Below are 22,915 nucleotides of genomic sequence, written 5' to 3'. Positions count from 1 at the left end.
CTCAGGGTTATCCCCAGTTTATGTTGACAGCCCTGTTGATAACCCGCCGGACAAGCACGCAAGTGGTTGAGCGCGCAGCGTTTTACGCGCGCAAAGCGCGCCGGACGCGAAATAGGCAGATGGCGCCGTCGAACGCATGGCCCGCGGCGTGGCAACGTCGTACGCGGCAGATGATCGGCGCGGCAGCCGTCGCGCTGCTTGCCGGTTGCGCGGCCCCGCCCTCGCCCGTCGTCGACGCTTCCGTTGGCTGCCTGCGGCCGGACATGCACCGGATGCTGCAGGCCGACCTGCTGTTCGGGCGCGATATCGCGGGACGCGGCCCCGTCACCGAAACGGAACGCGCGGCCTTCCTCGCCGACGTCGTCACGCCGCGCTTTCCGGACGGTTTCACGGTCTGGGACACCCGCGGCCAATGGCGCGACCGCGCCACCGGCCGGATCATCGGCGAAGCGAGTTTCGTGGTCCGTATCGTCGCCGACGACACCGCTGATACGCACGCGCGGCTCGCGGCGATTCGGCACGCGTACCGCGAGCGCTTCCGGCAGGACTCGGTCGGCATCACGCTCGTACCGGCCTGCGCGTCGTTCTGATTCGTCCTTCCCGGCTGACGCGCGAACGCGATGACACATAAGAAAACGGGCGCCCGAAGGCGCCCGCCGCATGCGACACATCCGCATATCGCTTACTTGTTCTCGAACATGTCCATGATCTGCTGCTTCTCCTGCTGCGTGACGGGCGGCGGCGCGAGCCCCTCCGAGCCGGCCGAGCCGAGCGCGTCGTTCGCGCTGATCGCATTCGCGGCCGGGTTGATGTCCACGCTGCCGACGAAGCCGTTGCCCGGCGTGCGATCGGCGTAGTACAGCTCGCCGTCGATCGAGGTCAGGCCGTCCGGCATCGGCATCTGCTGCTCGGGCACGCCGTTCAGCGCGGTGCGCATGTAGTTCACCCAGATCGGCAACGCGAGCTGCGCGCCGAATTCGCGGCTACCGAGGCTCTTCGGCTGGTCGAAGCCCATCCACGCGACCGCGACGAGCGACTGCTGGTAGCCGGCGAACCAGCCGTCCTTCGCGTCGTTCGTCGTGCCCGTCTTGCCCTGCAGGTCGCTGCGGCCGAGCGCGTTGGTACCCGCGCCCGTACCGGCCGTCGCGACCGTGTGCAGCAGGCTGTTCATCACGTATGCGTTGCGGCCTTCGATCGTGCGCGGCGCGGTGCCGCCGGCGATCACCGGCTGCGATTTCTGCAGCGGCTGGCCGCGCGCGTCGTCGACTTCGGCGATCAGGTACGGATCGACCTTGTAGCCGCCGTTCGCGAAGACCGCATAGCCGGTCGCGAGCTGCAGCGGCGTCACGAGGCCGGCGCCGAGCGCCATCGGCAGGTACGGCGGCGTCTTCGCCGGATCGAAGCCGAAGCGCTGCGTCACGTACTCCTGCGCGTACTGCGTGCCGATCGACGCGAGGATCCGGATCGACACGAGGTTCTTCGAACGCTGCAGGCCGGTGCGCATCGACATCGGGCCGTCGGGCTGGTCGTCGTCCTTCGGTTCCCACGCGGTGCCGCCCGGCACGCTCGGCGGGAAGTACAGCGGCGCATCGTTGATGATCGTCGCCGGCCCGAGGCCCTTGTCGAGCGACGCCGAATAAATGAACGGCTTGAACGACGAACCCGGCTGACGCCACGCCTGCGTCACGTGGTTGAACTTGCTCTTGTTGAAGTCGAAGCCGCCGACGAGCGAACGGATCGCACCGTCCTGCGGCGCGATCGCGACGAGCGCGCCTTCGACCTGCGGCAGCTGCACGATCTGCCAGCCCGTCTTGCCGTCCTTCAGCACGCGCACGATCGAGCCCGGCTTGATGTGCAGCGTCGCGTTCGCGCGCGGGCTCAGCGCGGCCGACACGAAGCGCAGGCCGGCCGGGCCGATCGTCGTCGTGGCGCCGCCGACGAACTGCACCTCGACCGCGTTCGGCGACGCCGACAACACCACCGCCGACTGCAGGTCGCCGTTGTCCGGGTGATCGGCGAGCGCGTCGTCGATCGCCTCGTCGCGATCGTCGCCGGCCGCCGGCAGGTTGATCGAGCCTTCCGGACCGCGATAGCCGTGGCGGCGCTCGTAATCGAGAATGCCGCGGCGCACGGCCTGGTACGCGGCTTCCTGGTCGGCCGAGTTGATCGTCGTCGTGACGGTCAGCCCGCGCGTATAGGTTTCGTCCTTGTACTGCTGGTACATCATCTGCCGCACCATCTCGGCGACGTATTCGCCGTGCACCGCGTACTGGTTGCCCGGCGTGCGCACGCGGATCTCTTCCTTCACCGCCTGGTCGTACTGCGGCTGCGTGATGTAGCCGATCTCGAGCATGCGCTTCAGGATGTACTCCTGGCGCACCTTCGCGCGCTTCGGATTGACGACCGGGTTGTACGCGGACGGCGCCTTCGGCAGCCCCGCGAGCATCGCCGCCTCGGCGAGCGTGATGTCCTTCAGGTCCTTGCCGAAATACACGCGCGCGGCGGCCGCGAAACCGTACGAGCGCTGGCCCAGGTAGATCTGGTTCATGTACAGCTCGAGGATCTGGTCCTTCGTCAGCGCCTTCTCGATCTTGTACGCGAGCAGCATCTCGTAGATCTTGCGCGTATACGTCTTCTCGCTCGACAGGAAGAAGTTGCGCGCGACCTGCATCGTGATCGTGCTCGCGCCCTGGCGCGCGCCACCGTGCATCAGGTCGGCCACGCCGGCGCGCAGGATGCCGAGGAAGTCTACGCCGCCGTGTTCGTAGAAGCGGTAGTCCTCGATCGCGAGCACCGCCTTCTTCATCACGTCGGGAATGTCCTGGAAGCGCACGAGGCTGCGGCGCTCCTCGCCGAACTCGCCGATCAGCACGTGATCGGCGCTGAACACGCGCAGCGGCACCTTCGGCTGGTAGTTGGTCAGCGCATCGAGCGACGGCAGTTGCGGCGCCATCACGACGAGCGCGTAGCCGACGATCAGCGCACCGACGATCGCGAGCGTCGCGATCAGGCCGACGAACCACAGCGCGACGCGCGAGCCGAACGAGCGGCGCGCGCCGTCCCCGCCGCCGCGGCGCTGCGCGCGCCGGTCGTCGCCGCGCTCGTCGTCATCGGGGTAATAGGCCCCCGACGGCGAACGGCGCAACGTGTAGTGAGGTTCGTTCCGGTCGGAAGGAGAAGACGGTCGTTTGATGATTGGCATGTCGGAATGGCGGGCGGCGTGGCGCCCTCGGACGCATGCGGAAAATGCAAGCGGATGAATCAGAGTGGGTGCATCGTGGCAACTGTCACGTCGACAGACCCCGCCGCGCGGCGATCCGTTCCCGCGACGTGACAGCGCATTTTAATGAAATCGACCGATCGGCTTCGCGATTTTTTGTAAAAATTCCCGCACAAGCATGAATTGCGGAACGTATTGGCGCCATGCTCCGCCTATCATGGACTCGCGACCCGGTGCGTGCCGCGGCGTTTCTTTCAGATGCGAAAGGTGGAAACCTGCACACGCACGGCGCTTGAACTCCGGCGCTTAAGCCGTATTTAAGGGGCCGGCGGTGTAATATCCGCCGGCTCACGCGGGTCGGAACCGATTCGCGACGGGCATTGCCGCCGACGCGGCACCTTTCAACCACGGAGGATTTCATGTCGCTTTTCGACTCTGTTTCGCGCACGATCAAAGGCCTGCTGAACGATGCGGCCGACTCGGTACAGGATCCGTCGCGCGACGCACGGCAGATCGTGCGGGAGCTCGACGACAGCATCGGCCGTGCCGAGAATTCGCTGATCGAGATCGAGGCACAAGTCGCGACCCAGCGCAGCAAGCGCGATGCGGCCGACGACAAGGTGAAGAAGTACGAGGACGGCGCGAAGCGCGCGCTGCAGGCGGGCGACGAAGCGCTCGCACGCGAGGCGCTCGCCGCGCAGTCGAACGCCGAAGCCGAGCGCGATGCGCTCGCGGCCGAGCTGACGACGCTCGAGCCGTCGGTCGACAAGCTGAAGGGGCAGATCGCCGACATGCGTCAGCGCCGCAACGACCTGAACGCACGCTCGAACATCCTGCAGGCCAAGCAGGAAATCGCGCAGGCGAAGGATGTCGCGGCAAGCGCGTTGGGCGGCATCGGCGGCAAGAACCTGTCCGAGGACTTCCAGAAGCTCGAGGACAAGGTCGCGCTGCAGAATGCGCGTTCGGACGCCCGCCTGAATTCGGCCGACACGTCGAGCGGCAAGGCGCTCGACGACAAGCTCGCCGCGCTGAACAAGGGCCCGTCGGTCGAGGACCGCCTCGCCGCGCTGAAGAAGCAGCTCGACACGCCCGCGCAGTAACGGCAGGCAACCGCGCCGCGGCCCGCCGGGCGCGCGGCGCGCACCGATCGTCAGGAGACGGGCGCCCGCGCCCGGTTCGACCATGAAGAAATCTCTCGCCGCTCTCGGCTTCTCGCTGATGCTGCTGTCGTCCGCCGCCTTTGCGGTTCCGTCGCTGCAGCAAGTCGAGCAGTCGATCGCGCAACGTGACTGGCAGCGCGCCGACACGCAGCTGTCGCAAGTCATCGACGCCCATCCGAACAATGCGCATGCGCGCTATCTGTACGCACAGGTGCTGGACCGCGAAAGCCGCGCGTCCGACGCGCTCGCGCAACTGCAGCGGGCGAAGTCGCTCGATCCGCAACTGCGCTTCACCGACGCGTCGCATTTCGCGCAGACCGAATCGCGCATTCGCGCCGACGCCGCGCGCGTGAGCGGCGCGAGCGGCAACGCACCGTCGGCCACGCAGGCCGGTTCGTTGCAGTCGTCGCTCGCACCTGCCGCGCCGGTTGCGAAACACGGTCCGTCGACCGGCATGTGGATCGGCCTCGGGCTGCTCGTCGCGGTCATCGCGCTGGTGCTGCGCTGGACGTTGCGGCGCGCACGCTCGGCCGACGACAGCCGTGCCGGCGACGAACGCCGCGCGCAGTTGAAACGCGCGACCGACGTGCTGAACGACATCCGTCCGCTGAAACTCGACGCGAAACTGTCGACGGCGCCTGGGGCCGCCGCGCTCACCAGCGAACTCGAAGGCATCGAGACCGATGCACGCGCGCTCGTCGAAGCGCTGTCGAACGGCAAGAACCCGGTGCCGCCGTATCGCATCGACGAACTCGAACAGCGGCATGCGAGCGTGAAGGCGCGCGTCGAAGGCCGCCCCGATCCGAGCGCGCCGCCCGCTGCGCCCGCGAACGGCAGCGGCTCCGTGTATGCGCAGGAAGCCGATCGCGTGACCGGCATGCAAGGGCAGCCGTATCAGCAGCAACCGTACCCGCAACAGCCGTATCCGCCGCAACCGTATCCGCAACAGCAGCCACCCGTCGTGGTTCAGCAAGGCGGCGGTTTCGGCAGCGGAATGGGCGGGCTGCTGACCGGCGTGCTGCTCGGCGAAGCGATGTCCGGCGGCCGCGAACGCGTAGTCGAACGCGACGTGATCGTCGACGACCAGCGCCGGCGCCAGGAGAACAACGATCCGGGCTTCGACCTCGGCCGCGGCGACGATTCGAACTGGAGCGACGGCAATGGCGGCGGCGGCGTCGATCTCGGCAGCAACGACGACGGCTGGACCGACGACAACACCTGAGCATGGCTCGCGCGGGCGTCGACGCATCGCGCCGCGCCCGCCCCCGCGCTTTCTTTCATTTCCACTCGCGCCGGCCCGGTGATTTGTTAATCATTTCAAGATGGGCTACCGGCAATGGGGCACGTTCGCTATCATGCGGCCATCGGCGTGCCCCCGATCCGACCCATCAGACGCTTCGCAGCCCTGCGCGTCGCGGCACGCCTCCTCTCGCCCAACCAGGAGAAAGCCGCTCATGAGCATAATCAAGGAATTCAAGGAGTTCGCCGTCAAAGGCAACGTGATGGATCTCGCCGTCGGCGTGATCATCGGCGGCGCGTTCTCGAAGATCGTCGACTCGGTCGTGAAAGACCTCATCATGCCGGTCATCGGCGTGCTGACGGGCGGTCTGGATTTCTCGAACAAGTTCGTTCTGCTCGGCACCATCCCCCCGACGTTCAAGGGTAATCCCGATTCGTTCAAGGACCTGCAGGCCGCGGGCGTCGCCGCATTCGGCTACGGCTCGTTCATCACCGTGGCGATCAACTTCGTGATCCTCGCGTTCATCATCTTCCTGATGGTGAAATTCATCAACAAGCTGCGCAAGCCGGAAGAAGCGGCGCCGGCCGCGACGCCGGAAGACATCGTGCTGCTGCGCGAGATCCGCGATTCGCTCAAGCAACGCTGAGCACCGCGCCACGCTGCGACTGCCGGGCCCGCCATGTGCGGGCCTTTTTCATGGGCACGCATCGTGCACCGTCGTGCGAGCGCCTATCTCACTTTTTTGTGACGCGCGAATGCACGCGCGGGAAAAGCAGGTCTATGATGGAGACTAAACGACAGTACGGGCGCCAAGACGCTGGCTGTGTCGATCATCGTGGCATGCGGGTCGACGGGAGACATTGATCGTCGTACCGCACGAGTGCGGAGTGCAGCATTTTCGTGTGCTATAAAGGATCGACATGCGGCGTACATAGCCGGGAGTGGGTCGCATGAAAGTGCCGCATTTCTTGCAATTGTTTTTCAGGCGAGTGTTTATGTCCTTCCCGAAAAAACGTCGACGTGCGCAACAGGATGGCCAGGAGTCCTTCCTCGCGGTATTGCGCCATTCGAAACCGTTCGCGCAGCTCGACACCAAGATTGCCCGCGCCCGTGCGCAGGACGAACCCGTCCTCTATGCGCACGTGCTACCCGGCCTCGACGTGCTTCTGTGCAGCGTGCGCGGCGCACAGCCGCCCTATCCGGCCATCGCCGAACTGCGCAAGCGCTGCCTCGAATCGATCGCCAACGCACTCGAACAGCCGCTCGACGGCCTCGAGAACGGCGGGTACTGGTACGAGGCGAACGGCTTCGGCTTCCTCGTGTTCGCGAGCCGCGCCCGCGCGCGTATCCTGCCCGAATTTGGTGCAGGCACGAAAGCGAGCCTGCGTGGCGGGCTCGGACGCCAGAACGCCGGCGACACGACACCGCGCTCCCTCGGCTGAACCGACACCGACACGATGGGCCGCCTCCGGGTGGCCCATCGGCCATTCAGGCTTCCCGCTTCAGCGTCGCGGCGCGCTCACTGCGCCGTCCCGCGCCCGTTGCCGGGCCGGACGATGTCGATGAACGCGGCGAAATCGGCGCCGGCAAGCCCCTGCGCGGCGCCCAGGCGCAGCACCTGCTGCACCGTGGCCGATACGGGCATCACCGCGCCCGTGTCGCGCGCGGCGTCGGCGATCGCATCGACATCCTTCTGGAACGTGCTGAGCGCGCCGATCGGCGCGTGACCGCCTGACGTCATGCGCGGCACGAAGGTCTGCAGCAGCACCGAATCGGCCCAGCCGCCCGCCAGCGCGTCGGCCAGACGCGCGGCGTCGATGCCGCTCGCCTGGGCCAGGCCGACGGCTTCCGCGATCGCGGTCACCGTCGCGGTGACGATCGCCTGGTTGCACAGCTTCGCGGTCTGGCCCGCGCCTGCGTCGCCCATGTGCGTGACGCGCGACGCGTAGGTGTCGATCAGCGGTCGCACCGCAGCAAGGTCGGCGGCGCCGCCGCCCGCCATCACCGCAAGCGTGCCGGCCTGCGCGCCGGGCACGCCGCCCGACACCGGCGCATCGATCCAGCCGACGCCGAGCGCGGCGGCACGCGCTGCGTAGTCGCGCGTCGCGGCAGGCGGAATGCTCGAGTGATCGACGATGCGCTTCAGGCGGCGTGCATGCGCATCGCCGGCAAACAGCCCGTGCTCGCCGAACGCGACGTCGCCGACCGCACGGCCGTCGAGCACGCACACGAACACCGTGTCGACGCGCTCGGCCAGTTCGCGCGGCGTGTCGACCACCTGCGCACCGTCCTTTTCAAGCGCCTCGGCCTTGCCGCGCGTGCGGTTCCATACGCTGACCCGGTGGCCTGCCGCCAGCAAATGCCGAATCATCGGCGCGCCCATCAATCCCGGTCCGCAAAATCCGACTTCCACGATCTTCCTCGTCTCCAATTGAGGTTGCACTTGCCGCCCATCATACCTATCACTCAAGAAGCCGGACACGCGCGGCGCCGCTTCGGGCCCGCCGCTTGCGCCGGCCGCACACACACCGACATCCCAGGGAGCGCATCATGAGCGACCACGTCTACAAGCTGATCGAACTGACCGGTTCGTCGCGGCAATCGTGCGACGACGCCATCCGCAACGCGATCTCGAAAGCCGGCAAGACGCTGCACAACCTGCACTGGTTCCAGGTGACCGAAACGCGCGGCCACATCGAAGGCGACCAGGTCATCCACTGGCAGGTCACGCTGAAAGTCGGCATGCGCATCGACGACTGACGCCCGCGTGTCACGCGCGGTGCCCTGACCACCGGATGCGTGCAATGCGCGTCCGCGCGGTACCGCGCACGCCCGCATTCCGCCCCTTCACCCGTTCCCCGTTCGGCCCTCTTCAGTCCGCTTGGCGAGGCCCGGCGACGGGTGTCTGCGGGTATCCATCTCTTGACGCTGACTTTCGTTCATATTAAAAACCATATACCCACCTCCCCCATCGATCAGCCCAGCCATATAAACCGGAGAAATCATGAGTCAGCAACGCGAGGCGATCGACACGTACCTCTTGCGCGTCTTGCACACCTTGTTGATGGAGCGCAGCGTCACGCGCGCGGCCGTCAAACTGAACCAGTCGCAACCGGCGATCAGCGCCGCGCTGCGGCGCCTGCGCGACATCACCGGCGACCCGCTGCTGGTGCGCGGCAAGTCCGGCATGGTCCCGACCGAATACGGGCTGCGCCTGCTCGAGCCGGTGCAGAACGCACTGCGTGAAATCGAGCGCATCAAGTTCCAGCAGCACAATTTCGACCCGGCCACGTCGATCCGCTGCTACCGGATCGGCTGCCCCGACTACCTGAACGTGCTGTTCGTGCCGACCGTCGTCGAACGCTTCCGCCAGGCGGCGCCGAACGCGACGCTCGAGTTCCACTCGCTCGGCCCCGCGTTCGATTACGAGCTCGCGCTGGAAGACGGCAAGCTCGACATCGTCGTCGGCAACTGGCCCGAGCCGCCCGAGCAGCTGCACCTGTCGAACCTGTTCGTCGACGAAATCGTCTGCCTGATGAGCAACACGCACCCGTTCGCGAAGCGCGGCGGGCTCACGCTCGACCAGTACCTGAACGCGCCGCATCTCGCGCCGACGCCGTACTCGGTCGGCCAGCGCGGCGCGATCGACGTGCATCTCGCACGCGAACGGCTCAAGCGTCACGTGGTCGTCACGCTGCCGTACTTCAACCTCGCACCGTACGTGCTGGTGAAGTCCGACCTGATCTTCACGACGACGCGCCTGTTCGCCGATCATTACGCGAAGTTCCTGCCGCTGTCGGTCGTGCCGGCACCGCTCGACTTCCCGCCGATGCAGTATTACCAGCTGTGGCACGAACGCTGCCACTACTCCGACGAAGTGCGCTGGCTGCGCAGCCTCGTCGCCGAAGCGACCCGCACGCTGATCGAGGCGTAAGCGCATGCGACGCGCGCGCCGGCCACGCCGTTGCGGGCCGGGGTGACGCGCGGCGCGGCGCTTGGCGGCTTCAGCCTCAGCCGTAGCCACGGCCGCGCGCCCGATCCGCGGCGTGCGGGCGCGGCCTTCACCTCACGTCGACGCGGTCAGCGCGACGCCTCCACGAGTGCCTGCGCCAGCGCGTTGTGGCGCTCGATGACGGGCGGCAGGTCGAGCGTCGCGAGCCGCCCTTCCCGCACCACCACCTTCCCGTTCACCACCGTGTACGCCGTCTGCGACGGCGCGCAGAACACGAGCGCCGCGACCGGATCGTGCAGCGCGCCCGCGAACAGCGGCTGGCGCAGGTCGAACGCGGCGAAGTCCGCGGCCATGCCGGGCTTCAGCGCGCCGATGTCGTCGCGGTTCAGCACCTTCGCGCCGCCCAGCGTCGCGATCTCGAGCGCTTCGCGCGCGGTCATCGCATCGGGCCCGAAACCGACCCGCTGCAGCAGCAGCGCCTGCCGCACTTCCGCGACCATCTGCGCGCCGTCGTTCGACGCGGAACCGTCGACGCCGAGGCCGACCGGCACGCCCGCCAGACGCATCTTCCGCACCGGCGCGATGCCCGACGCGAGCCGCATGTTCGAGCACGGACAGTGCGCGACGCCGGTGCCGGTGCGCGCGAACAGGCCGATCCCCGCATCGTCGAGCTGCACGCAGTGCGCGTGCCACACGTCGTGGCCGACCCAGCCGAGATCTTCCGCGTATTCGGCAGGCGTCATCCCGAACTTCTCGCGGCTGTACGCGATGTCGTTGACGTTCTCGGCCAGGTGCGTGTGGAGCGACACGCCGTAGTCGCGCGCCAGCACGGCCGCGTCGCGCATCAGGCCGCGGCTCACCGAGAACGGCGAGCACGGCGCGACGACCACCCGCAGCATCGCGTAGCGGCCGTCGTCGTGATAGGTCTCGATCAGGCGCTGCGCATCGCGCAGGATGTCGGGCTCGCGCTCGACGACCGAATCGGGCGGCAGCCCGCCGTCGCGCTGGCCGACGCTCATCGCGCCGCGGCTCGCGTGAAAGCGCATGCCGATCCGCTGCGCGGCGCCGATGCTGTCGTCGAGCCGGCTGCCGTTCGGATAGATGTACAGATGGTCGCTCGACGTCGTGCAGCCTGACTGCAGCAGCTCGGCCATCGCGGTCAGCGTCGACACCTCGATCATCTCGGGCGTCAGGTGCGCCCAGATCCGGTACAGGTTCGTGAGCCAGCCGAACAGCTCCGCGTTCTGCGCGGCCGGCACCGCGCGCGTGAGGCTCTGGTACATGTGATGGTGCGTGTTCACGAGCCCCGGGATCACGAGGTGGCCGCGCAGGTCGAGCACTTCGTCCGCAGTATCGGGCAACTCGGCGCTCGGGCCGACCGCGACGATCCGGTTGTCTTCGATATAGAGCCCCGCGTCGCGCAGTTCGCGGCGCGTGTCGTCCATGGTCACGAGCACGTCGGCGTGCTTGACCAGCAGGGTCGTCGGGCGGGATGAGGATGGGTGCGGCGCGCGTGCGTGCGCGCCGGGGTGCTGCTCGGGATTCATGCGTTCTCCGCGTCGGTCAGCCCTTTCGGGCGGTCGCAAAGCCGTTCGAACGCTGATTCGCGGCACGCCCCGGTGCCCGCGTCCGTTCGAACGCCCTGGCCCGGTTACCCGGCGTGCTCGCCGTCTTCGGGGTGCGCCCCGGCCGCCGGGCCGACGCGCACGGCGGGAGGATCGCCGATGCGCGCGCGCCGCACAATGCGCGACGCCGAATACTGCGCTTCACGGTTTCGATATGGTACGCGCGCGGGCCGTGCAGCGACCCGCCGCGCGCGGCGGGGCGGGTTTTTTCCCGTCGTCGACAGCGGTTCATGCGCGGCGCATTATCTTTGATATCGCGCCCGTATTTGCGCGGGGAACCTTTTTACAATGCCTGCACGGCGCTCGCTTCAATCTCGCCGACGGGTATGTAGCCACGTGACGTGGAGCCTCGATCCGCCGCACAGTCATGGATCGAGTCGCCGCCGAACCTCGCATTCACACAAGGACAATTGCGAATGGGAAAGCTCACTACCCACGTACTCGATACGGCGCACGGCCGTCCCGGCGCCGCCATCAAGGTGGACCTCTACGCGCTGGACGGCGAATCGCGCCGCGCGATCAAGACTGTGCTGACCAATAGCGACGGCCGCTGCGACGAACCCCTGCTCGAAGGTGCCGCGCTCGCCGCCGGCGAATACGAACTCGTGTTCCATGCCGGCGACTACTTCGCGTCGCTCGGCGTGAAGGTGCCCGAACCGCGCTTCGTCGACCGCGTCGTGCTGCGCTTCGGCATCGCCGACACCGCATCGCACTACCACGTGCCGCTGCTCGTGTCGCCGTGGTCGTACAGCACCTATCGCGGCAGCTGACACACGCATCGGCGCCCGCATCAAAGACAACGATCTGAGTCTGGAGGAGTTTCATGGAAGGCTTCATCACCGACTGGCTGAACCTCGCGCTGCGATGGCTGCACGTCATCGTCGCCATTGCGTGGATCGGCGAGTCCTTCTATTTCGTCGCGCTCGACAACAGCCTGAAACCGCCGACCGACGCGAACCAGCGCAAGCGCGGCGTGTTCGGCGAACTGTGGCACGTCCACGGCGGCGGTTTCTACAACATGCAGAAGTACACGGTCGCCCCGCCCGAAATGCCGGATGACCTGCACTGGTCGAAGTGGCCGTCGTACACGACCTGGCTGTCGGGCTTCTCGCTGTTCTTCGTGCTGTACCTGCTCGCGCCGAACACCTACCTGATCGACAAGAGCGTGCTCGACATGGGCCCGGTGGTCGCCGTCGCGTCCGCGCTCGGCTTCCTCGCGGCCGGCTGGATCGTCTACGACACGCTGTGCCGCATCCTCGGCACCAACGATCGCGTGCTGGGCATCTGCGTCGGCCTCTACGTCGTCGTCGCCGCGTACCTCGCGTGCCACATCTTCTCGGGCCGTGCGGCGTACCTGATCGTCGGCGCGATGCTCGCGACGATCATGTCGGCGAACGTGTTCTTCGTGATCATCCCCGGCCAGCGCAAGATGGTCGACAAGATGCTCAAGGGCGAGGAGCCGAACCCGATCTACGGCAAGCGCGGCAAGCAGCGCTCGGTGCACAACACGTACTTCACGCTGCCGGTCGTGTTCGCGATGCTGTCGAACCACTATGCGATGACGTACACGAACAAGTTCAACTGGATCGTGCTCGTGCTCATCATGCTGGCCGGCGCGCTGATCCGTCAGTTCTTCGTGATGCGTCACCGCGGCAAGCAGCTGTGGTACCTGCCGATCGGCGGCGTCGCGCTGCTGTCGGGCGCGCTGGTGTGGACGATGCCGAAGCCGGTCGCACCGGAAGCACAAGCGGCGAACGCACCGAAGATCGTGATCAACGACATCATGCCGATCCTGCAGCAGCGCTGCGTCGAGTGCCACTCGGCCAAGCCGACGCTGATGGGCAGCGCACCCGCCGGCGTGATGTTCGACACGCCGGACGAAGTGTCGAAGAACGCGCAGCGCATCTACGAACAGGCCGTGCGCCTGAAGGCGATGCCGATCGGCAACGTCACGCACATGACCGACGACGAGCGCGTGAAGCTCGCCGCCTGGTTCGAGGGTGGTGCGGCCAAGTAAGCCGCGGTGCGTCGGCTATCAACTGCCGGCGCGATCCTCTCCGTTCGCGGGCCCGGAAACGGGCCCGTTTTTTTGCGTGCGCGGAATGCGCGTCGTACGCTAGCCGCGCATCGCGTCGCGCTGCAGCGCGACGAGCGCATCGAGCGCGCGCGGGCCGTCGTCGAACGGCACGAAGATGTGATCGTGATACGCGGCGGCCATCACGTTGCAGCTGATGCCGGCCTCACCCAATGCCCGCGCGAACGCGGCCGTCAGGCCGACCGCGGCGAGATCCGAATGCACGGTCAGCGTGATCCATGCGGCGCGGAACAGCACGGGCCAGCCGCGACGCGCGGCCGTCGCCTCGTCGACCACGACCGTAACGCCTTCCGCTTCGCGAAAGGTCGCGATCGTTTCGGATAACGATATTTCCGTAGCGGCCGGCAGTTCGACGAATGCGAACGCACCGCGATGCAGTTCGGGCTGCAGCGTGCGCAGCAGTATCGTGAGGTCGTTTTCAGGTTGGCTCATCGGGGGAACGCGTCCGGAACCGGACGTCGGGCGGTGGCGATGCGGGCACGATAGCACGCGACCGGCCGCCTCGACGCCCCTGCAACGTCACGTCCGCGTCAGCGCGACGTCGTCCGCGAGCCGGGCCGCGCGACGCGACGATGCACGGCACGGCACGGCTCGGCTCGGCGACACGCCCCGATGCGACGCCGTTCGTCGCGCTGCCGCATCGTGCGTACGAGCACGCACGGCTCGTCGCGCCATGACGCGCGCGGCGCGCATAAAAAAACCCGCGCAGGTCGCGCGGGTTGCTTCGACAGGCGGGGCCGAACTGCCGCTCAGGCCGTCACTGCGTCCAGCGCGTCCTCGGTGAGCCACAGCGATTCCAGCAGGTCCTGCTCGTTCAGGTTCAGCCCGTCGCCGCCGCGATCGACGACGATGAAGTCGCTGACGCCGCCCAGCGCGATCAGCGGGTGATGCCACACGCCCTTCGCATAATTGACGCCCTGCCAGCCGCTCGTCACGAACGCGCGGATCTTCGCCGGATCGAGATCGCCGGCCGGCGCGACGACGACGAGATACGGCTGGTCGTTCAACGGCACGAACGCCTGGCTGCCGAGCGGATGGCGCTCGAGCATCTTCACCTCGAACGGCAGCGTGCGCGGCTGGCCGCGGAACAGGTTGACGAGCGTGCGGCCTTCTTCGTCGCTCACGTCGACCTTCGCAAGATCGTGAAAGCGGATCGTCGTGCCGAGATTGATCGGAATCTGCTTCGCGCCTTCGGTTTCGATCACGTCGCCGAACGCCGCGAAGGCTTCCTTGGTCAGCGGTTCGATTGCGAGCGTCTTCATTTGTCGAGCGTCCCCCACAGACGCAGGCGCGATACGCCGCCGTCCGGAATGATGTTCAGGCGCACGTGGGTCACCGGGCCCAGCGATGCGATCTCGGGTTCGAAATAGTGCTGCTTGTCCATCTGCAGCTTCTGTTCGCCGAGCAGCACCGGCCAGAACATCGACTGCGTGATCAGCGAGCTGTCGGTGCCGCCCGACACGTATGCGGCCTGGATCGAGCAGCGATCCGGATAGTTGCCCTTGAAGAACGCGGTGTCGACTTCGATCTTGCGGATCACGCCCGGCTGCGCGAGCGCGATGATCGCCCAGTCGTTGCCCGGCTCGCGGCGACGGCGGGTTTCCCAGCCGTCGCCCATGTTCACGCCGCGGCCCGGCAGCAGCAGGTTCGACGCGACGCCGAAGTGCTGGTTGTTCGCCGCCACCACGTAGCCGCCGTTCTCCATCGCCGCGAGGTCGAACTGCTCGGTCGCGCTGGCGCCGGCCCAGTCGAGCTGCGGCTGGCCGTACACGCGCAGGCGCGCGATGCCGCCGTCCGGATAGATGTTCACGCGCAGGTGCGTGAACGCGCGCGCGTCGCTCGCCGCGACGTAGTGGTGGCTGTTGCCTTGCAGCGTCGTCGACGGCACGATCTCGACCCATTCGGTCGCGTGCGTCGGCGCGCCGTCGGCCACGTACGCGGCCTCGATCGACGCGGCCGGCGGGAAGTTGCCGGTGAAGTGGCTCGTGTCGATGTCGAAGCCCTTGATCACGCCCGGACGCGCGAGCTTGACGATGCACCAGTCGTAGCCCGTCGTGCGCTTGCGGCGCGTCTCCCAGCCGTCCATCCACTTGCCGTGGTCGTCGTACTTGCCGGGAATGAAAACGGCCGGCTCGGGGTTCAGCATCCGCTCCTTCGGCGCGAAGAAGTCGTCGCTGGCCTCGAGCGCCTGCGCACCGAGACGCGGGTCGGCGAGGTTCACGTAGCGCCGCGTGAAGTCGGGTGCGTCGGGATCGAGAAGCGGAACAGCCATGATGTTTCCTTGTTTCAGTGATGCGATCAGGCCGCTGCGACGCAGCAGGCCGTCGTGAGGTGTCAGGCGTCGATCAGGTCGTCGAGGCGGAAACGCGCGATCCGGTAGATCTGGTCGAGGCTCGCGCGCAGTTCCTCGGTGCGCGAATGATTCACGCGCGACTCGAAGTTCGCGATGATGCCGTGCCGGTCATAGCCGCGCACCGCGAGGATGAACGGGAAACCGAACTTCTCGCGATACGTGCGGTTCAGCGTCAGCAGCTTGTCGAACTCTTCCTGCGTGCACTGGTCGAGACCCGCGCCGCTCTGCTCGCGCGTCGACTCGGCCGTCAGCTCGCCGCGCACGGCAGCCTTGCCGGCCAGCTCCGGGTGGGCATTGATCAGTGCGAGCTGGCGGACTTCGCCGCCCGTCTCCACCGCGTTCGACATCGTCTCGTGCAGCGCGTCGATGCTCGCGAACGGCCGCTTGCCCGCCGCGAGCTCGGCCACCCACGGCGAATGTTCGAAGATCCCCGACAGCGCCGCGACGAATGCGCTCGGCGCCATCGTGTTCAGTTGCTCCAACGTGTAACGCATCGCCTTCATGCTTTCCCTTCGTTTCGATGACTGGGCTGGTACGGATGATGTTCGCGCCAATGACGCGCGATATCGACACGCCGCGTCACCCATACGCGATCGTGCTTCTCGATGTGATCGAGGAAACGCTGCAGCCCGCGGAAACGCCCCGGCCGGCCGAGCAGCCGGCAGTGCATGCCGATCGACAGCATCTTCGGCGCGTCGTCGCCCTCCGCGTACAGCACGTCGAACGCGTCACGCAGGTACTCGAAGAAGTGGTCGCCGGTGTTGAAGCCCTGCGGCGTCGCGAAGCGCATGTCGTTCGTATCGAGCGTGTACGGAACGATCAGCTGCGGCGACGTGCTGCCGCCCGACACCTCGACATCCATCCAGAACGGCAGGTCGTCGCCGTAGTTGTCGGAGTCGTACAGGAAGCCACCGTATTCCGCGACGAGGCGGTGCGTGTTCGGGCTGTCGCGGCCGGTGTACCAGCCGAGCGGACGCTCGCCCGTCACGCGCTCGATCGCTTCCATCCCGAGGCGCATGTGCTCGGCCTCGAGCTCGGGCGTCATGCTCTGGTAGTGGATCCAGCGCCAACCGTGGCACGCGATCTCATGGCCGAGCTCGACGAAGGCACGCGCGAGTTCCGGATGACGCTCGATCGCCATGCCGACGCCGAACACCGTCAGCGGCAGCCCGCGCTTCTCGAATTCGCGCAGAATGCGCCACACGCCCGCACGCGAACCGTACTCGTAGATCGACTCCATGCTCATGTGGCGGTCCGGATAGGCGGCCGCGCCGACGATTTCGGACAGGAACTGCTCGGAGCCCGGATCGCCGTGCAGCACGCAATTCTCGCCGCCCTCCTCGTAGTTCAGGACGAATTGCACGGCGACGCGGGCGCGCCCGGGCCAGTTCGCCTGCACGGGATGGCGGCCGTAGCCGATCAGGTCGCGAGGATAGTTGGGATCGAGTGACATGGGTTCGAAGTGCCGCGAAAGCGTGCTGAAATAATGGGTCCGCATCGACCCGCGCGGGTGCCGGAGGCCGGCCGCACGGGCCGATGCGATGACGGCCCAGTGTAGCGAAAAGGTTCATACGCGCCCATACAGCGGCGCAGATAGTGCAGGTCAGACGGCGTGTATGTGCGGTTGCGGCAAAGTCGGGACCGGTTCCGGTGCGGCGCTTCCGCTGCGCGCCCCGGCGGCGGCCGGCGTGGCCGACGAGGCGCCCTCCGGCGGGCTGAAATGCGCGAATTCGCCGTCGTAGCGCTTCGGCAGCGGCCGCGCATAGTCGCCGCGCTTCGCGGTCGCGAGGCGCAGCGCGACGAGCGCCTCGGCCCACTTGACGGCTGCCGTGACACCTTCCACGACCGGCGCGCCGATCTGCTGCTCGATCTCGTGCGCGAATTCGGCCATCCCGGCACAGCCGAGGACGATCGCGTCGGCACCGTCCTCGTCGAGCGCGCGCCGGCATTCGTCGACGATGATCCGCCGCGCGGCCGAACCGGGCCGGTCGAGCTCGAGCACCGCGACGTCGGTCGCCCGCACGTTGCGGCAGAACCGCTTCATCCCGTAGCGCTCGGCGAGATGCCATGCCATCCCGCAAGTGCGCGCGAGCGTCGTGACGACCGAGAAGCCCGGCGCGAGCACGCTCGCCGCGTGCATCGCCGCCTCGGCGATCCCGATCACCGGCCCGCGCGCGAGTTCGCGCGCCGCATACAGGCCCGGATCGCCGAAACACGCGATCACGTACGCATCGCAGCCGTCACGCTCGCCCTGCGCGATCTCGGCGAGCAGCCCGGGCGTCGCGAGCGCTTCGTCGTAATAGCCTTCGATCGACGGCGGCCCCATCGGCGGGCTCACCGCGACGATCTCGGTGCCTGCCGCCGCGACTTCGCGCGCGCAGCGGCCCATCGCGTCGGTCATCCGCTGCGTCGTGTTCGGATTGATCAGCTTGATCTTCATCGCGCGCTCCTCAGGCCTTCGTGCTCGCGAGCAGCCGGTAGAACACGAAGCCGAGCCCCGCGCCGATGAACCACGAGAAGTTCGCGGCGGCCTGCCAGCCCGGCACCATCACGCAGACGACGGCGATCACCGCGGCCGGCAGCAGCGCGGCGAGCGCGCGGCGGTTCACGCCGCCGGTGTACCAGTAGGTGCCGCGCTCCGACATCGTGTACAGGTCGTCGCGCACGAGCCGGCCGCGCTTGACGAGGTAGAAGTCGGCGATCAGCACGCCGTACAGCGGGCCGATGAACGCGCCGAGCACGTCGAGCGTGTAGTGGATCACGGCCGGGTTGTTGAACAGGTTCCACGGCGTGATGAAGATCGACGCGACGGCCGCGAGCATCCCGCCCGCGCGCCAGCTGATCAGCCGCGGCGCGACGTTCGAGAAGTCGAACGCGGGCGACACGAAGTTCGCGACGATGTTGATGCCGATCGTCGCGATCGTGAAGGTCAGCGCGCCGAGGATCACCGCGGTCGGATGGTCGATGCGGCCGACCGTCTCGACGGGATCGGTGATCAGTTCGCCGAACACCGGCAGCGTCGCGGCGGTGGTGATCACCGTGACGAGCGAGAACGCGAGGAAGTTGACCGGCAGCCCCCAGAAGTTGCCGCGCTTCACGTCGCCGAACGAGCGGCAATAGCGCGAGAAGTCGCCGAAATTGAGCATCGGCCCGGAGAAGTACGACACGACGAGCGACACGGCCGTGATCATCACCGGAATCACTTCCGCGCCGTGATACTTGACGCCGCCGAGGTTGAGGCCGATGTTGCGCCAGCCCGCGCGCCACACCATGTAGCCGGCCAGAATGAACATCACGACGTAGACGGCCGGGCCCGCGAAGTCGATGAACTTCTTGATCGTCTCCATCCCGTTCCAGAACACGAGCGCCTGCAGCACCCACAGCAGCATGAAGCCGGCCCAGCCGACCGCCGACAGCCCGAGGAAGCCGTAGCGGTGGACGTCCGCGTACGGCAGCCATTGCGGAAAGAACTTCAGCACGACGATCACGAGTGCGCTGGACGCGAGATAGGTCTGGATGCCGTACCACGCGATCGCGATCAGCCCGCGGATCACGGCCGGCACGTTCGCGCCGAGCACGCCGAAGGTCGCGCGGCACGCGACCGGATACGGCACGCCGATCTGCTGGCTCGGCCGCGCGATCAGGTTGCACAGCCGGTTCACGATCGTGATGCCGACGATCAGCGCGATCAGCACCTGCCAGCTCGTCAGCCCGAGCGCGAACAGGCTGCCCGCGAACACGTAGCCGCCGACGCTGTGCACGTCCGACATCCAGAACGCGAAGATGTTATATGAGCCCCACGTCTGATTCTTTAGTGGTGCCAAATCTTCGTTGTACAAACGTTCGCTGTAACCGTCCGGCAACACGGGGCCGCCGCCCTCGCCGCCTTCTTCCGCCGGATACGCACTGTCGTGCGCCACACTGAACTGAGCCATGACTTCTCCTTGACGCGGCCTGGCAGCCGCTCCACCGTCATCGATATCGCTCCGGATCGTCGTCCGGAGTCGGACTGGCGGCCGGCGGCGCGAACCGCCGGCCTGCATTGCTCTCGTCGTGTGGCGCGCGGCCGGGTTCGCGTCGCCGCTCAGGCGCCGCCGAACACTTCGCGCAAATCGACCTGCCCTTGCGCGGGCCGGTCCAGCATCTTCAGTTCGACATGCTGCAGGTGGTGCGCCATCAGCGTCACCGCCCGCTTCGAATCGCCCGCTTCCAGCGCGGTCAGGATCTCGTCATGGTCGTCGCACGAGCACGGGCTGCGCCCGTGCGATTCGTACAGCGCCGACATCAGCGTCGAGCGTGCGACGAGCCCGTCGAGGCACTCGCAGAGCGTCGCGTTGCCCGTCAGCGCCGCGAGCGCCGTATGGAATTCGCCCGACAGGCGGATCCACGCCGCGAAGTCGTGCCGCTCGAACGCCTTGCGTTCCTTGTCGATCAGCGCGGCGACGCCCTTCAACCGCTTCGCGCCCGGCCCCGTCGCGAGCCGCTCGACGACGGCCAGCTCGATGATCCGGCGCATCTCGAACACCTCGTGCACATCCTGCAGCGTCGGGCTCGCGACGAACGCACCGCGGTTCGGCTCGAGATCGACCAGCTTGTCGGCGGCGAGCTGCGAAAGTGCCTGGCGGATCGTCCCACGCTTCACGCCGAACACGTCGCAGAGCTGCGCCTCCGTCAGCTTCGCGCCGGGCGCGAGCCGATGCTCGAGGATCGCGGTGCGGATCCGCTCGGCGATCGCTTCGGGACCGGCGGCGCCGGACGGATGGGTAGCGGAGTCGTTCATGTTCTGCATCGTGTGATGGTCCTCATCCTAGGACGGACATAAAGATTGTCAACAATTCTTTTCAGAGAATGCGCACAATCGGTGTGCATCGGCCTGTGCCAGAGCGGTGCGCTGTGCCCGATATCCAGGCACGACAAGCCGCTCGCGTTTGCCCATGGCGGCTCACGGTGTATACCCTCCCGGCCATTTTGTTGACAAAAATGGTGCGCGCCACGACACCAACCCGATCGGCGGCGATGAAAATTTCCGACCGTTAGTTGCACATTTACTTAAAGAAAAAGGCGGGAAACCCCGCCTTTCGATGGTCCCTGCCGGCCTCAGCCGAGATGCGGATAGTCCGACAGCGTGAGCCGGAAACCGTGCGCATTCGCGACGAGCTGCGCCTGCGCGCCGAACGGCAGCGTCAGCAGGTCGGGCACGTGACCGAACTGCAGCCCAGTGACGACCGGAATGCCGATCACCGCGCGCATCTGGTCGATCATCGCCTGCATGTCGTAGCCGTTGTCGTACTCGAACGGCCGCGCGCCCGTGAACTGGCCGAGCACGAGCGCCTGCTGGCGCGCGAGCAGCCCCGACAGGTGCAGCTGGTAGATCATCCGTTCGATCCGGAACGGCTGCTCGTTCACGTCCTCGATGAACAGGATGCCGCCCTCGATGTCGGGCATGTACGGCGTGCCGACGAGCGACGTGAGGATCGCGAGGTTGCCGCCCCACAGCGTGCCCGTCACGTTCACGGTCTGCACTTGCGGCGCCTCGGTGACGATCGTCGTGGTCGGCTGCGACAGCGTCCGCCAGAAGTGCTGCATCGTGAAATCGCTCGGCGTTTCCGCGCCGAAGTCGGCCGACAGCATCGGGCCGCCGAAGGTCTTGATGCGCGCCTTCGCGTACAGCGCGAGCTGGATCGCGGTGAAGTCGCTGTGGCCGACGAGCGCGATCGGCTGGTCGCGCAGCCGACGCTCGAGCCCGCGATAGTCGAGCCCGTGCAGGATGCGCGCGGCGCCGTAGCCGCCGCGCACCGCGAGCGCGATATCCGGCAGCGCGCGCTCCGGATCCGCGAGACGGTTCAGGTCGCCGGCCCGCTCGCCGTCGGTGCCGCCGAAGCGCTGAAAGCGACGCTGCGTCGCCTCGATGTTCTCGATGCGCTGCTGCGCGCCGCTCAAGCGCTCGAGCGCGCGGTTGATCGCATCGGGGTCGTGCGGATAACCGGACGGCGCCAGCAGGCGGATGGTGTAGGACGCGGCGGGCTGGAAGGACATGGCGAAAGATATCGGGATCGTCAAACCTGCTTAGAGGGTCCGAACCGTCTCCGGTTCACGGAACTGCGCGGCCCGCCCGCTCCGGGCGACGGGCACGGCGGGCGCGCTATGACGCGCCGGATGCGGCGTCGCGGGCGAGTCGTGCTTCCCGCAGCGCGCGACGGCGCTCCGCGAAGAACGATTTCAGCGCGGCGCCGCACTCGTCGGCGAGCACGCCGCCGGTCACGTCGGTATGGTGATTGAGCTGCGGATTCGCGAACGCGTCGATCACGCTGCCGCACGCGCCCGTCTTCGGGTCGGCGGCGCCGTAGACGACCCGCGCGATGCGCGCGTGCATGATCGCGCCCGCGCACATCAGGCACGGCTCGAGCGTCACGTACAGCTCGCAGCCGGGCATTCGGTAATTCTGCAGATGCTGCGCGGCCATGCGCAGCGCGGCCATTTCCGCGTGGGCCGACGGATCGTGCCCGCCGATCGGATGGTTGAAGCCGCGTGCGATCACTTCGTCGCCGCGCACGAGCACCGCGCCGACCGGCACTTCGCCGGCCGCGCGCGCCTCTTCGGCGGCAGCCTGCGCGAGCCGCATGAAATGCAGGTCGCGCGCCGACACCGGCGCGGCTTCGGGAACGGGAGCATCGGGAACGACAGCCGGTCCGGCTGCCGCGTCGGGCAGCGCGTCGGCGCTCACATCGGCCCCGCTTCGGCGGGCGCGTCGTCGAGCCCGCGCTCGCACAGACGTTCCGCGATGCGCCGGCAATAGTCGCGCGGCATCACCATCGGGCCGCCGCGCAGCGATTCGAGCGCCATGTCGAGGGCGAGGATCTTCGCCTGCAGCCGGCAGCGCGCGGCGCGGTCGCTGACCGCCTGCAGTTCGTCCTGCAGGTTGCGCAGCGCGCGCAGTTGCTCGACGGCCGGCGGCACGAAGCCCGCATTCTTCAGGATACGGTTGGCCACCCGCACCTCCTCGGGTACGAGCAGGTCGTCATCCAGCGCCTGCGGCGCGCCGGTACCCGGCAAATCGTCGAACTCGCCCCGCGCGGCGGCGGCGGCAATGCGTTGTTCGACCAGTGCGTCAAGCAATCTCATCAGTCAATCGGAACAAATGCGGCAGCCGAATTCTAGCAGGGTGACGTGCGTATGACAGGCCCTTCGAACGCATGCTCGATATTGTGTTTTTTAGGGGCCGAATCGGCGCGCATGCGTGCCGATCGCCGCGACTTGCCGCTGTGCTGCG

General features: G+C 67.3%; 23 protein-coding genes. 9 read left to right on the top strand and 14 right to left on the bottom strand.

What is annotated here, in order from left to right; genetic code table 11:
* The first annotated feature begins 119 nt into the window (after positions 1–119).
* Positions 120–590, top strand: a complete 471-nt coding sequence (locus tag DIE16_RS12470) for a DUF3574 domain-containing protein (RefSeq protein ID WP_260434376.1) — start codon at positions 120–122, stop codon at positions 588–590.
* Positions 591–682: 92 nt separating this feature from the next.
* On the opposite strand, the gene DIE16_RS12465 is transcribed toward DIE16_RS12470, so the two are convergent.
* The gene (locus DIE16_RS12465; RefSeq protein ID WP_124486218.1) at positions 683–3,202 is read right to left on the bottom strand and encodes a penicillin-binding protein 1A; all 2,520 of its coding nucleotides are present in this window, start codon (positions 3,200–3,202) and stop codon (positions 683–685) included.
* A gap of 437 nt (positions 3,203–3,639) precedes the next feature.
* On the opposite strand from DIE16_RS12465, the gene DIE16_RS12460 reads away from it, so the two are divergent.
* The 4 genes from DIE16_RS12460 to DIE16_RS12445 all read left to right on the top strand — a co-directional run bounded on the left by DIE16_RS12460 (position 3,640) and on the right by DIE16_RS12445 (position 7,062).
* A complete protein-coding gene (locus DIE16_RS12460) occupies positions 3,640–4,320 on the top strand; it encodes a PspA/IM30 family protein (RefSeq protein ID WP_044843730.1) in 681 nt (226 codons plus the stop codon).
* Between the two features lie 82 nt (positions 4,321–4,402).
* Positions 4,403–5,602 (top strand): tetratricopeptide repeat protein, encoded by a 1,200-nt coding sequence (locus DIE16_RS12455; protein ID WP_124892349.1) that lies wholly within the window; start codon positions 4,403–4,405, stop codon positions 5,600–5,602.
* Between the two features lie 232 nt (positions 5,603–5,834).
* On the top strand, positions 5,835–6,266 hold the full coding sequence (gene mscL, locus DIE16_RS12450; protein ID WP_006760677.1) for a large conductance mechanosensitive channel protein MscL: 432 nt from the start codon (positions 5,835–5,837) through the stop codon (positions 6,264–6,266).
* 349 nt (positions 6,267–6,615) lie between these two features.
* Entirely contained in the window at positions 6,616–7,062 is a 447-nt protein-coding gene (locus DIE16_RS12445) for a hypothetical protein (RefSeq protein WP_185500383.1), read from the top strand.
* 77 nt (positions 7,063–7,139) lie between these two features.
* Here DIE16_RS12445 and DIE16_RS12440 read toward each other — a convergent pair whose 3' ends face one another.
* Positions 7,140–8,033, bottom strand: coding sequence for an NAD(P)-dependent oxidoreductase (locus DIE16_RS12440; RefSeq protein WP_044843795.1), 894 nt, complete (start codon positions 8,031–8,033; stop codon positions 7,140–7,142).
* Positions 8,034–8,170: 137 nt separating this feature from the next.
* Here DIE16_RS12440 and DIE16_RS12435 point away from each other — a divergent pair, with 137 nt between their 5' ends.
* Both DIE16_RS12435 and DIE16_RS12430 read left to right on the top strand, forming a co-directional pair.
* Positions 8,171–8,380 (top strand): dodecin, encoded by a 210-nt coding sequence (locus DIE16_RS12435; protein WP_006755984.1) that lies wholly within the window; start codon positions 8,171–8,173, stop codon positions 8,378–8,380.
* A 244-nt stretch (positions 8,381–8,624) separates the two neighbouring features.
* Positions 8,625–9,554 carry a LysR substrate-binding domain-containing protein gene (locus tag DIE16_RS12430; protein WP_006762467.1) on the top strand — a complete coding sequence of 310 codons (930 nt, stop codon included), beginning with the start codon at positions 8,625–8,627 and terminating at the stop codon, positions 9,552–9,554.
* Between the two features lie 146 nt (positions 9,555–9,700).
* On the opposite strand, the gene DIE16_RS12425 is transcribed toward DIE16_RS12430, so the two are convergent.
* Entirely contained in the window at positions 9,701–11,119 is a 1,419-nt protein-coding gene (locus DIE16_RS12425; protein ID WP_124486216.1) for an 8-oxoguanine deaminase, read from the bottom strand.
* A 494-nt stretch (positions 11,120–11,613) separates the two neighbouring features.
* Here DIE16_RS12425 and uraH point away from each other — a divergent pair, with 494 nt between their 5' ends.
* Positions 11,614–11,967: a hydroxyisourate hydrolase gene (uraH, locus tag DIE16_RS12415; RefSeq protein WP_011657188.1), complete on the top strand. Its 354-nt coding sequence runs from the start codon at positions 11,614–11,616 to the stop codon at positions 11,965–11,967.
* A 53-nt stretch (positions 11,968–12,020) separates the two neighbouring features.
* Positions 12,021–13,214 (top strand): urate hydroxylase PuuD, encoded by a 1,194-nt coding sequence (locus DIE16_RS12410; protein WP_124892347.1) that lies wholly within the window; start codon positions 12,021–12,023, stop codon positions 13,212–13,214.
* Positions 13,215–13,313: 99 nt separating this feature from the next.
* On the opposite strand, the gene DIE16_RS12405 is transcribed toward DIE16_RS12410, so the two are convergent.
* The 11 genes from DIE16_RS12405 to DIE16_RS12355 all read right to left on the bottom strand — a co-directional run bounded on the left by DIE16_RS12405 (position 13,314) and on the right by DIE16_RS12355 (position 22,767).
* Entirely contained in the window at positions 13,314–13,724 is a 411-nt protein-coding gene (locus DIE16_RS12405) for an ACT domain-containing protein (protein ID WP_124892346.1), read from the bottom strand.
* Positions 13,725–14,041: 317 nt separating this feature from the next.
* Positions 14,042–14,554 carry an ureidoglycolate lyase gene (locus DIE16_RS12400; protein WP_124570220.1) on the bottom strand — a complete coding sequence of 171 codons (513 nt, stop codon included), beginning with the start codon at positions 14,552–14,554 and terminating at the stop codon, positions 14,042–14,044.
* The gene (gene alc / locus DIE16_RS12395; protein ID WP_124486212.1) at positions 14,551–15,564 is read right to left on the bottom strand and encodes an allantoicase; all 1,014 of its coding nucleotides are present in this window, start codon (positions 15,562–15,564) and stop codon (positions 14,551–14,553) included. The genes DIE16_RS12400 and alc overlap by 4 nt, the downstream gene beginning before the upstream one ends.
* Before the next feature lie 62 nt (positions 15,565–15,626).
* Positions 15,627–16,148 carry a 2-oxo-4-hydroxy-4-carboxy-5-ureidoimidazoline decarboxylase gene (gene uraD, locus DIE16_RS12390; protein ID WP_124570222.1) on the bottom strand — a complete coding sequence of 174 codons (522 nt, stop codon included), beginning with the start codon at positions 16,146–16,148 and terminating at the stop codon, positions 15,627–15,629.
* Entirely contained in the window at positions 16,145–17,098 is a 954-nt protein-coding gene (puuE, locus tag DIE16_RS12385; RefSeq protein ID WP_124520036.1) for an allantoinase PuuE, read from the bottom strand. The genes uraD and puuE overlap by 4 nt, the downstream gene beginning before the upstream one ends.
* Positions 17,099–17,248: 150 nt before the next feature.
* Complete coding sequence (locus tag DIE16_RS12380; RefSeq protein ID WP_124486210.1) at positions 17,249–18,085, bottom strand: aspartate/glutamate racemase family protein; 837 nt, start codon at positions 18,083–18,085, stop codon at positions 17,249–17,251.
* A gap of 10 nt (positions 18,086–18,095) precedes the next feature.
* Positions 18,096–19,580, bottom strand: a complete 1,485-nt coding sequence (locus DIE16_RS12375; RefSeq protein ID WP_124486209.1) for an NCS1 family nucleobase:cation symporter-1 — start codon at positions 19,578–19,580, stop codon at positions 18,096–18,098.
* Between the two features lie 149 nt (positions 19,581–19,729).
* Complete coding sequence (locus tag DIE16_RS12370) at positions 19,730–20,434, bottom strand: GntR family transcriptional regulator (protein ID WP_044843742.1); 705 nt, start codon at positions 20,432–20,434, stop codon at positions 19,730–19,732.
* Between the two features lie 308 nt (positions 20,435–20,742).
* Positions 20,743–21,681, bottom strand: coding sequence for a muramoyltetrapeptide carboxypeptidase (gene ldcA / locus DIE16_RS12365; RefSeq protein ID WP_124486208.1), 939 nt, complete (start codon positions 21,679–21,681; stop codon positions 20,743–20,745).
* 106 nt (positions 21,682–21,787) lie between these two features.
* Complete coding sequence (tadA, locus tag DIE16_RS12360; protein ID WP_052664610.1) at positions 21,788–22,369, bottom strand: tRNA adenosine(34) deaminase TadA; 582 nt, start codon at positions 22,367–22,369, stop codon at positions 21,788–21,790.
* Complete coding sequence (locus DIE16_RS12355) at positions 22,366–22,767, bottom strand: DnaJ family domain-containing protein (RefSeq protein WP_044843744.1); 402 nt, start codon at positions 22,765–22,767, stop codon at positions 22,366–22,368. Before DIE16_RS12355 ends, tadA begins: the two co-directional genes overlap by 4 nt.
* Positions 22,768–22,915: the final 148 nt, after the last annotated feature.

The sequence above is a fragment of the Burkholderia sp. Bp9090 genome (assembly GCF_003857985.1).
Lineage (GTDB): Bacteria > Pseudomonadota > Gammaproteobacteria > Burkholderiales > Burkholderiaceae > Burkholderia.
Note: the sequence above shows the minus strand (reverse complement) of the source record. Positions and strands in the feature narration are given on the sequence as shown.